Origin of the sequence: Bacillus cytotoxicus NVH 391-98 (assembly GCF_000017425.1) — a bacterium.
GTDB classification, from domain to species: domain Bacteria; phylum Bacillota; class Bacilli; order Bacillales; family Bacillaceae_G; genus Bacillus_A; species Bacillus_A cytotoxicus.
Map to the genome: position 1 here is coordinate 2496395 of NC_009674.1, position 11657 is coordinate 2508051.

Annotated in this window: 9 protein-coding genes and 1 pseudogene; 4 read left to right on the top strand and 6 right to left on the bottom strand. The window is 34.3% G+C overall.

All coding sequences use genetic code 11. From position 1 onward, the window contains the following. Positions 1 to 47 precede the first annotated feature (47 nt). The 3 genes from pepT to BCER98_RS12235 form a co-directional block, all read right to left on the bottom strand. On the bottom strand, positions 48 to 1280 hold the full coding sequence (gene pepT, locus BCER98_RS12225; RefSeq protein WP_012094846.1) for a peptidase T: 1233 nt from the start codon (positions 1278 to 1280) through the stop codon (positions 48 to 50). Between the two features lie 201 nt (positions 1281 to 1481). Next, positions 1482 to 1799, bottom strand: coding sequence for a hypothetical protein (locus tag BCER98_RS12230; RefSeq protein ID WP_012094847.1), 318 nt, complete (start codon positions 1797 to 1799; stop codon positions 1482 to 1484). Positions 1800 to 2181: 382 nt separating this feature from the next. Continuing rightward, the gene (locus BCER98_RS12235; protein ID WP_041809892.1) at positions 2182 to 2571 is read right to left on the bottom strand and encodes a VOC family protein; all 390 of its coding nucleotides are present in this window, start codon (positions 2569 to 2571) and stop codon (positions 2182 to 2184) included. Positions 2572 to 2776: 205 nt separating this feature from the next. Between BCER98_RS12235 and BCER98_RS12240 the strand changes: the two genes are divergently transcribed. Both BCER98_RS12240 and BCER98_RS23170 read left to right on the top strand, forming a co-directional pair. Continuing rightward, positions 2777 to 3970 carry a DUF2515 domain-containing protein gene (locus BCER98_RS12240; protein ID WP_012094851.1) on the top strand — a complete coding sequence of 398 codons (1194 nt, stop codon included), beginning with the start codon at positions 2777 to 2779 and terminating at the stop codon, positions 3968 to 3970. After that, positions 3864 to 4346 carry a CBO0543 family protein gene (locus tag BCER98_RS23170; RefSeq protein ID WP_087095224.1) on the top strand — a complete coding sequence of 161 codons (483 nt, stop codon included), beginning with the start codon at positions 3864 to 3866 and terminating at the stop codon, positions 4344 to 4346. Before BCER98_RS12240 ends, BCER98_RS23170 begins: the two co-directional genes overlap by 107 nt. A gap of 408 nt (positions 4347 to 4754) precedes the next feature. Here the strand turns inward: BCER98_RS23170 and BCER98_RS12245 are convergent, their stop codons facing one another. After that, complete coding sequence (locus BCER98_RS12245) at positions 4755 to 6140, bottom strand: amino acid permease (RefSeq protein ID WP_012094852.1); 1386 nt, start codon at positions 6138 to 6140, stop codon at positions 4755 to 4757. A 563-nt stretch (positions 6141 to 6703) separates the two neighbouring features. Between BCER98_RS12245 and BCER98_RS23175 the strand changes: the two are divergent. Both BCER98_RS23175 and BCER98_RS23735 read left to right on the top strand, forming a co-directional pair. Then, positions 6704 to 6817: pseudogene (locus BCER98_RS23175) on the top strand (AAA family ATPase); the annotation flags it as partial. A 61-nt stretch (positions 6818 to 6878) separates the two neighbouring features. Beyond that, complete coding sequence (locus tag BCER98_RS23735; protein ID WP_368860173.1) at positions 6879 to 6932, top strand: hypothetical protein; 54 nt, start codon at positions 6879 to 6881, stop codon at positions 6930 to 6932. 91 nt (positions 6933 to 7023) lie between these two features. Here BCER98_RS23735 and BCER98_RS20460 read toward each other — a convergent pair whose 3' ends face one another. Beyond that, positions 7024 to 10083 carry a WxL domain-containing protein gene (locus tag BCER98_RS20460; RefSeq protein ID WP_012094854.1) on the bottom strand — a complete coding sequence of 1020 codons (3060 nt, stop codon included), beginning with the start codon at positions 10081 to 10083 and terminating at the stop codon, positions 7024 to 7026. Positions 10084 to 11400: 1317 nt separating this feature from the next. Continuing rightward, entirely contained in the window at positions 11401 to 11565 is a 165-nt protein-coding gene (locus tag BCER98_RS23840) for a SunI/YnzG family protein (protein ID WP_420885146.1), read from the bottom strand. Positions 11566 to 11657 lie beyond the last annotated feature (92 nt).

Genomic DNA, 11657 nt, shown 5'->3' on the forward strand with positions numbered 1-11657 from the left:
TAAAAAATCCAGATAGCAAATTTTATTTTACTACCTGGATTTCTTTCTTACGCTCGTTCTTCAAACAACCGTGCTATTTCTATAATGACATGAGTAGCTTTTTCCATATTATCTACAGAAACATACTCAAATTTTCCATGGTAATTTTCTCCCCCTGTAAAAATATTTGGAGTCGGTAATCCCATATACGATAATTGAGAACCATCTGTTCCTCCGCGAATCGGCTGAATATTTGGCTCAATATTTAAATTTTTCATCGCATCATAAGCAATATCCACAATCTCTTTTACTGGTTCGATCTTCTCAAGCATATTATAATATTGATCTTTCATCTCAAGAATAATATTTTCTTCGCCATATTTTTCTTGCATTTTCTCTACAATTTGCTTGATTTTATTTTTTCGAGCTTCAAAATTACCGCGATCAAAATCACGAATAATGTAATATGCTTTACTTTGCTCTACATCTCCATTTAAAGAAAGAAGATGATAAAACCCTTCATACCCCTCCGTATACTCAGGTGCTTCTTCGGCCGGTAACTGACTGTGGAATTCCATCGCTATCTTACTAGCGTTTAACATTTTATTTTTTGCTGTACCTGGATGCGTATTATTCCCTTTAAAAGTGAGTTTAGCACTTGCAGCATTGAAACTCTCATATTCTAATCCTCCAAGTGGGCCTCCATCCATTGTATAAGCAAAAGATGCTCCAAACGCTTTCACATCAAAATGAGAAGGTCCGCGTCCAATCTCTTCATCCGGTGTAAATGCCACTCTAATCTTTCCGTGCTTAATTTGTGGATTATGTATCAAATAATTCATCGCAGTCATAATTTCTGTTAAACCAGCTTTATCATCCGCACCAAGAAGCGTCGTTCCATCAGTTGTAATAAGAGTATGTCCTTTATAAGACGGCAACTCTGGAAACTGCTCTGGTGTTAATACGACATTTAATTCTTCGTTTAATGTAATAGCTTTCCCATCAAAATTTTCATGAATTTGCGGCTTTACATTCTTCCCGGTAAAATCAGTTGCTGTATCTAAATGAGCTAAAAATCCAATTACAGGAACATCTTTATCTGTATTGGCAGGAAGTGTTGCCATGACATATCCATTTTCATCCATCGTTACTTCAATCAAACCAATTTGTTTTAATTCTTCAACTAATTGTTTTCCAAACTCAATTTGCCCTGGTGTTGATGGTACTGTATGGCTTTCTTCATTCGATTGTGTATCAATTTTTACATATCGTGTAAATCTTTCTATTAATTCTTGTCTCATCTATCGTCACTCCCTTTTTCTCCATCTCCTTCTATTATAATCCTTAAAACTAAATTTTTTAACTTTTTTGACTGTATTCATCTCATTTTGCCACACATATGCATCTTTTCACATTTAAAAAGTAAAAGAATCCACTTTCTAAACTAAAAGTGGATTCTTCGCTACTGCTGATTCATGCAAACCATTCCATCATATACTCTTCTACTCTTCAACTATAAAAGTATAAACATCATTATAAATACAGCCATTCACTCGAACAATGTATTGGCCAGGCTTTTCAAATTGGATGGTATATTTATTTAAAATAACTGCTTCGACATCACCTGAAAGAATATCAATACTTCTCCCACTCAGTATATATCCCTCATTTTGCTTCAAAAAGACTGTAATTGTGTTAAAGTTTTCATCCCCAAGCTCCGGTATTTTTGCAGCACTCACATTCGGTTCTAAAAAAAGCAATCCACTTAACCCAATTATTCCTGTTAACGCCACCCCAGCAAATTTTTTCATTTTTTTCATTTTTATAACCTCCTTATCATTTTTATATAAGGGATAGATGCCCTTACACCACAAAGACTATACAGAATCAGTTCCAATGTAAACGTCTATTAAATGACAGATTTCTACACTATTTTTTATATTTGTATAGAAATCCATCGTTTGGAATTTTGTCAAATTTAAAAGTTTTTCCTCCCCCAAAAAATAAATAACAATTATTCATATACCGCATAATTAATTATTAATTTAACATTCTAACAATAGTTGATAAATAGAAAAACAAAAGAGCTTATGAAGATTCCACCATCTCCATAAGCTCTTTTTCATATAAGAATAATATTTCAACTCCCAGTAACAGCCTAATTTCTAAATGAAATAGCCAAAAGCTCTATCTGATCCTCCTTTACTTTTCTATATACATAAGTACGATTCTCCATCCATCAGGATCTTCTATCGTAATGCCTTTCTCTCTCCAATATGGATTTTCAGGTTCTACTTCACCATATCCCAGTGTATGTAATCGTTTTGCTATTTTGTAAATTTCAGATTGATTTGTGAAATAGAATACAAGTAGATTATCTTTTGTTGGAGCTGGACATGGGCTACCATTATGATGTCTTGTAAATTCTAAATGATATTCTGCATCAGGTAGCCCAAACATCACCCCATCATATCCTTCATGATTATAAAATTCTCCAATTTGCTTTAACCCCAACCCTTTGTTATAAAATGTAATTACCTCTTCAAACTTATCAGTTGGACGTGCAATTCTAAATTGAACCCAATTCTTCATCATTCCTTCCCCTTCATGTGCATTGTATAATACTTCTATCCATTACTATACTAATACGCTACTACATAAATGAAATCCCTCATTCGTATGATGAAAAGGTTGTACAAAAGAGTGTGAACAATTCGCTCCCTTTGAAAAACACTTCTCATTTATTCTTTCTGTACGTAATAGCATAATAATACCTGGATATGAACGGGGGATTAGAATGGATCAGAATAAATATAATTGCGACTGGGACCGGTCTTCCAAAACAATCCCACTCTCCCTTATCGCAATCAAAAATGAATTGCAGAAAAAAAGTCAGATGAAAGCACCTTTCCCTCCTGTATCAAAGTTAACCCAAGAGGAAAAATGGATAATTCATTATATTCAAGAGCAAACAAAACATTTAAATAAAAACAATGTAACGAGAACACGGGCTTATTATCAATTTTATGTAAAGTACCCTGAAATACAATGGGCTTTACTTGGACATATGGTCTCGCGTAATGGCGGCTGGAATATGACAGATTTAAAGGGGGATTTATATACAAGGCTATTATCAGAAAAGGATCAATTTGTCTTTTTCTCTTTCTTAGAGCGTGGAAACTGGTTCATCTTCCAAGATGTATATCCACAATTTTTATTGTACGAACAAAGCTTGAAACGTTCGAAAGCTCTCTTTTATCTCCTGCCTTATTTACATGTTTCAACGTTTATGGAAACAATGTGGAACCATTTTTGGAAAACAGGTAACCGCTATACATTAGCCATAGCAACCATTATTAATGAACAAAGTTACTTAGAAAAACGCATCATACAAAATGCTCATTTTAAAAAGATTGTCCTAAATAGCGTTGCATTTAAACTTTTTGATTTCTTCCGTTTTAATCATATCCTTTTCCCATACTATGAAGATGATACTCACAAAAAGGCATTGCTTCTTGGTGACACGATGAAACATTTTACCTCTTTACATGAGAGAATTATGCTCGGTAAACGGCTATATACATTGTTATTTCATAATAAAGAACGCTTAGCCAAAATTATAACTTGGGCACACAATCATCCACATACAGGATCTCGAAAAGATTACTGGCCACATTTATTTTCTAATGTAAATGAATCTTTTTATCGGGAACTATATCGACGGCGCATAAAAAAATGCCAATTACGGAAAGGAGCACATCGTATCTATAGTCCCGAATTACTCTATGCTTGGCAAAACATTACACATACAGAAGCTGAAAAAGGCGACTGGTTTACCGATTGGAGAATTGTGAACTACTTAATAGATAAAGGAGAACCTCACAATGAGAAAATTATGGATAACTATTGTAAAACACTTGAAAAAATTGAATTGGCTATTATGGCAAAGAAAAATATCTTTCTTAGAGAAGAGGAAGAATCAGAAGCATAATCATCTAGCGCTTATCACTACAGTCATCCTCTCTTGTTTCATTGGAACGTACTTAGATTTTTTCTTCGTACAAAAACAAATGTATCATTTTCCGATAAGACCTTTCCCGACCCTCTTTACAATGAATATTGCTTTTACATGTTTTCTCTTACCAATCTTTACTATCATCTTCCTATATGTATCCACCAATCTATCAACTCTTTCAAGAAGTCTCTTCATTATGTTTATTGGTATTTGTGCCAGTCTCTCTGAACGAATAGCTGAACATTTGGGATTGTTTACTCATAGTGAAAACTGGCATCATTCATATTCTTTTTTTGGATATATAATGTTCTTTTTTCTCATTTGGAAATGTTATCAATGGCTGCGTGGATAAGCTTACGTCCATTGTCTACTTTATTTTAAGATGACTTTCTATATGAATGACATGAAAGTGGAAACAAACATAGTATCACCTGCAAATAGCAACATACACTTAAAAAGCATGGCAGTGATACGCCATGCTTAAAAAATCGCTGTAAACATATTGCTCTCTTTATTATTGTATCTGTAGATTCTCATACTTTTTCGACAAATCGTTCAGTTTATTCACAATGTACTAGCATGTAGAGATTCAGTTGCAATCGATCGCAATATTTTATGATTCTCGATACAAATGCCTTCTTTCGCACGTGAAATCATAGAATATCACATTTGCACCGTTACCAAATGCTATAAAACGAAAATCGAACATGATATTTCACTCTCTTTTTCTCAATCTAAACATCTTTAGGCGCAAGCAGTATTATTTATTTATCATTCCATCTTTTTCTTCTATTACAATGCGTTTCCCGATTCCAAAAGCATAAAAACTAATGACAACAATTGCTAAGAAAATTACTCCTACAATGAGTGAAACTCTTGTATCGTTATTGAACCACATTCCAATTAATACCATAATCAAAAAGGCGATGGTGACATAATTTGATACAGGTGCAAATGGCATTTTAAATGGATGATTCTCTATTTCATGCCCTTTTCCTTTTCTAAACCGAATTTGACTTATTAAAATAACAAACCATGGAATCATACCAGGAAGTACACTTGCACTATAAACATATACGAATAAGTTTTTTGGTGCAATGTAACTTAATAGAACGCCAATTGCTAATCCAATTAACACAGCTATTGTACCGAATAAAGGAACACCATTACGAGAAATCTTTGTAAAATATTTTGGTGCTTGTCCGTTCCTTCCTAACGTATAAAGCATTCGGCCTGCACTGTAAATTCCGCTATTACAACCAGACATTGCGGCTGTAATAACAACAAAGTTAATCAATCCAGCAGCTGCTGTAATTCCAACTTTGGCAAACGTTGCAACAAACGGGCTTCCAATTGTATTTAATTGGTCCCAAGGATACACAGTTACAATAACGAAAATTGCACCAATATAAAAGATTAAAATACGCCAAATGGTACTTTGAATCGCTTTTGTTAATGTTTTCTGCGGATTTTTTGCTTCTCCAGCAGCAATCCCTATTAATTCAACACCTTGGTAGGCACCAACAACAAGCGATAAAGCATAGAAAAATCCTGACAGACCGCCTGTAAAAAAGCCACCATGTTCCCAAAGATTCGACAATCCAATAGCACTCCCACCGTTACCAAGCCCAAAAAAGATAAGCCCAAATCCTGCAACAATCATTAATACAATCGTTACAATTTTAATCATCGCAAACCAAAATTCAAATTCACCAAATGATTTCACTGAAATTAAGTTTGCAGATCCAAGAATGACCATTGCGATCACACCTGGTATCCACGCTGGAAGATTGGGAAACCAATACTGCATATATGCTCCAACTGCTATAATTTCTGACATTCCGACAATAACCCATTGAAACCAGTTACTCCATGCTGTCATATAACCAACTAACGGATGGATATACTTATGACCAAATGTCGCAAACGAACCTGTTCCAGGCTCTACATATAACATTTCTCCCATCGCACGCATAATAAAAAATATAAAAATTCCGGCAATTCCGTAAGCGAGCATGACTGATGGACCCGTCCATTGAATCGTGCTGGCTGATCCCATAAATAGACCAACGCCAATCGTACCTCCTAAAGCAATCATCTGAATATGACGAGCTTCCAATCCTCTTTTCAGTTCTGTATTTGCCACTTTCTTTCCTCCTCACCTATCATTTATAAGCAAAATATGGTATAACAACAAATAAAGCAAGCGTCATCTTCTCTCTTTTTCAAAAACAGCTAAATAATTTAAATAATCAGAAATTTAATCTCCTACCTTCTTTTTCTAAAATACTTATTTTATAATAAGTTATTTATCTGAAAAATACAATTATTTTTTAGTTAGAAATCCGTATATCAAGAAACTAGAAAGTGACATTAGAAATTCGGAACCTTTAAACCTTCTATTTGTGTTGGCTATCCAAAATAAAGAGCAGTATTGAAAGTAGTTAAGTATATGTAAATGTGGGGATGAATTTAAAAAATTTAATCTTTGTATATTTCCAACCAGTATTAGTCTCAATTGTAGTTTTACTAGTTTGTTTATTTTTTGCATCATTTTTTCTATTATCGCTCTCATGCATCGTAATTTCTATTATTACATTCTTCTTAGCAATCATAAAATCAAAAACATACTCAGATTAGTAGGACAGGCCACGGCCATAGCCTTTCCTACTTATAAATGTAAAAAGTTTATTCCACTCAAAAAAGGTAATGATAGGTGAAAACGAGGCAATTGAATTAGCGGTCATTGCTATTATAGCAAAGGGACATGTTCTCTTAGAAGACGTTCCTAGAACTGGAACAACATCTTTAGCAAAAAGTGTTCCATTCTACATACTACTTGACGGTTACAAGTGTATGAGAATATATTTATTGCTACAATTATGTGCGAATTCAAGAAAAAACAAACCACCTATCCCTTAAAGAATATAGAAAATAGACGGTTTGGCTATTTTGATATGTGTCCCGTTTTCGGGAGCATTTTCATTCATTTACAAATGGTTTGTATTTGTATAGGATTGTACCTTCTACTAATTCACTGGTACATCGCTTAATAACCAAGTTAATGATGTTTTATATGTTGTTGCATACTTCGGTGTTTCACCAGGTACTTCTAATTGAATACTAGATTCCTTGGTTTCTTCATCTCCAAAACGATATACATATGTGGATTCTTCTGTACCAGATTTCCCTACTAAAACATCCTGTATATCATTTGTGACCTCGAACGAATCCTTTACAAGTGATAATTCAGGCATTTGATTGCTGGATAACACTTCCGCATTGTGGAATGTAATTTTAGCTCCATCTAACTCATGGCCTTCCTCATCTTTCAATGGTCCATTTTGTTTTACTGATAGTGTCCAAGAAGCCCCATTCATACGATTATCTGTTATTTGGACATAGTTCATTTTTTGAGAACCATCTGCAAATTCTTGGGCTTTTGCAAAATATGTTTTATCCTTAAAAGATATGACTTGTTCCCCAAATCGTAAGGAGGACACAAAATCTATACTTAAAGGCCCTTTCGTACCTTCGCTTGGTTTCTTATCTGGGGTGGTTGGATCTACTGGATCGATAGACTCTTTTGGATTTTCTGGGTCCATCGGTTTTGTAGGCTCATCATACGGCTTGATAGCTAACTCGCCTTGATCTTGAACAGTTAGGTTTACTTCTTTCCCTAACTTAACAGTTCCATCTTTATCTATAATTGGTTTATTTCCTTTTACATGGGCTTCATTTGAAAAAGCTTTTCCCGCCCCAGATCGTAATACTTCTACTTCAAACGTAAAAATATACTCTTCTACATTTCGAATATCACCAAGCTGAGCGACAAGTTTATTATTTTGGGCATGAACTGGAAGCTGTGTTTCTTGTTGCTTTCCATCTATCATTTTGATAATCTTTCCACTACCTTCTTTGTACTGTAAATACTCAGGTAATGTATCTTCAATGACCGTATTCTTCAATGATGCCCCTACTTCTTCTTGTTTAGCACGAACTGTATATTGAATCGTATCTCCAACTTTTACTTCGCCACCATTTACATCTTTATGTGACTTTTCTCCAACTAATTTAGGTTCTTTTGATTGAATCATGATGGTTGCTGGGTTACTTGGATTGGGCTCAAATTCTCCGCCACCATTTGGAAGGTCTACTTTAGCTGAAACAGTATTTACAACAACCTTTTCCAGTGATTTCTCATTTAAAACACCTTCAAATGTCATCGTAGCTACATTCCCACTTGTTAACTGTCCAAGATGGAAACTCAATTGTCCTACATTTGGATCAAACATATACGTCCCTTCTGGTACACTCATTTGAATCGAGGATTCATCTACTGTAATTCCTTCCGGTAATTTATCAAATACTTTCAAATTGATAGCGTCTGCGATAGAACTTGGAATCGTATTTTCCGCAGTAATGATATACTTCACACGATCGCCTACGTTATAAGTATCTCCACCACCAACCTTTTCTACCTTTTTCTTTAATTTTATAAGCGGGTTAAGTGGTAATACCTTAAAATCAGCTGTACTTTCTTTCGTTACCAATTGCTGATTTGGTTGTTGATATGTTAATTTAGCTGTATTGCTGACTGTCGTTTGCATGGCAGCAGGTAACACCTTTACAGGAATTCGTATCGAGATAGATTCATTTCCTTGTAATTTAGGAATCTTGTATAATAGTTGTTTTCCTGTATGTTGAGTTGTCATTTCAAGTTTTTCAGGCTGTTTCATTATGTTTATATCTCCTGCTAATTCGACTCCTTCTGGTAAAAGATCTTCTACAATAGCGTTCGTGATTTCTGAATTTAAAGTATGATTCTTCACCTCAATGACATACTCCATTAAGTGTCCTGGGAAAATTTCATCTATACCATCACTTGATTTTATCGATTTTTGAATGGACACATCTGCTTGTTCCCATTCTATCAAGGTCGATACCGTATTTGTTTGTTCCCACGCTACATCTGCATTTGTAGCTGTATCCTTATACATGAGAGAGGATTGACTCTTAGCTTCACCTGCTGATACAGCTTTTACAGGAATCGTAAATTCAATACTATCATCAATACCTATTTTATCATTATACTTCATCTGACTATAATCATTTTGAGATATAAATTGTAAATCTACACTCTTTGTTTGTTTTGTCGTAGCATTTATGACCTTTGCCGTCGGTTTACCGTTTGCCACTACTTGTTCAGGTAACACATCTTTTAAATTAATTTCCTTGGCAGGGTATCCTCCAACATTTTTCGCAGTAATAGTATAATTGAATGTCTCTCCAACATGTACCTTTTCAGGAGCTTTTTTCTCATATTCTAAACATGCAGGGGTACCAAAATGTACATTATCTATTAAATTACCAACACTCCTATTAACATCTGGTGTATAAAATCCTAAGTATATATCACCACTATCTGGAAGGCTACTTGCAGGTATCTTGACTTTTCGCTCTTCCCACGTTGCAGTGGCAGTATATTCGGGAGATTTATAAATAGTATTAACTACTTCCCCCCTCATATTTTCTCCACTTCCACTTACCTGAATTTCCGGTGTGCCTACACCACTTACAATATACATTTTCTCTGCAGGTGAACTTTCACGTTGTTTGTGGAACACGCTAATATACACATCTCTTTTAGGGACAGGAACCGGAACTGTTGTGAATAAAACCCCACCTACAACTGCATTTAATTCTGCATATTGTGTTCCCTCTTTTGCTTTGGTTATACCAAGTTTCTCACTTTGAATTTCAATAGCTCTTCCAGATTTATCCACCGCTCCTTTTACTATCGCATATTCCTCATCTGTTAAAGGACGAAAAGGAATTGTATCCCAACCAGGTACTTGATCAGGATGAAAGAACCCCATTCTGTCATTGTTATCTATTCGCGGAATTTCAAAGCTACCATTAACAGTTCGAATTGGATTCCCACATGTTTTAGATAGAACGGCTTGCGCATGATTATCTAAAACAACCTTGTTTCTATCTTCAGCCATGACCGTTGGAATAAACATATTAATTATCGTTGAAAATAACAATAATACAATAATCCCTAACCGGATTATTCTCTGTATCATTTTATCATCTCCTATCCTGTTACATATTCATCTTTATGGCTGAATCACAACAAATTCTTGTTACACATATTTATTTTAGTAACTATTCATACATTTTGAAACGAAAACAACGACGTTATGACGCAAAACTCTTTCGGCATTTGTTGCTTTCGTTATAGGAATCATCACATCAAAAAAGAAAATTGTACGATTAGAAATAATTTAGACACAACCGATTCCCTATACGTTAAGGAAACAGTTATTCATTTAATTCATATTAAGGGATGCCAGACTTTCGATAAAGCACTTGTCAGTAGTTATGGCGCAGTAGTCTCATTCCACTCCCTTGCCTGGCACCAACAACTCATTGCTTCTCTCTGAATAAAAAAACATCTATCAAACTGAAAGGATAACGTCTATTAAAGCTTCAGAAACATCTCATAACTTGTTTGACATGCGAGAATCATATAATTTTTCGATACTCTCATCACTCTTAGAATAGTCTTTTTTACCACCTTTTCCATCTGGACTAATATATTGCCCCCCTTTACCATTGATGATGTTACGCTATACAAGGTAGGCAACATACCTATATGAGCCGGTTGACTGATAATACTCAAAAGTGTTCGCATGAATGTATTTATTCTCTTTCCTGAACCAAAAGAACTTAGATTAGTATGCGAGAATCCGAGATGACAAGCAATGCTCTTGGGATAATGAGACGTTCTTACTACCAATCTCTCAGCACAAAACAGAATCAAATCGTAGTCGTGAAAATAAAGAATCAACTATATCTCAAATAAAGAAAGATATTAAAGCGGCAGAAAATCACACTACCGCAAACCTATGGGATAAGGTGAAAGTCTTCATTGAACAAAAAGACTATTTTAACCACCCAGATGTAAATAAGTATGCTATAGGAATTTTAAATTGGATCCACGGTAAGTATTACGCACATATCCGCGATTTTAACCATGCCATTCCATACTTCACAAAAAGTATTTCCTTATTAAAAGAAGATAAAAATTCATAACACCTATTTGCAATTATTATTAACTTAAATCGGCTTTATCTTTTTAAGAGGGGATGGGATCACATTGATCAATGAATATGAGTTCTTAATGTTTTCGAAACAAAAACAAGAAAAAGAAAGAACACAAGCAAAAGTTTTGAAGTTAGTTTCAAATAACTCCAATAAAAATAAGGTGATTAATCTATTCGAGAGACGAAGAAATAGTCGGAAATTAAACCCTCGTTGTGTAGAGTGTTGCTAAAAATGTTTTGAAATTAAAATTGTAAGAGTTGTGAGTAACCAGAACTCTTGCAACAATTTCATTATTATCTTACTTTAAACATAAAAGCTATATCATCTCTTTTGGTAGTTTTTATTAATACTGGTTTTCTTTCACCGTAAAATGTACCAATCCTTATTATTTCATATTTTTCACTAGCCGAAGTAATATCCTCCTTAACTATAATAACTTCATTAAAAGTAATATTAATTTCACTTCCCTCTTATGATCTTTTATTCTTCTTTGACATATTTAATTTAATTAAATATTATTCTGCAATTATATGGCTTATTGAATACTATC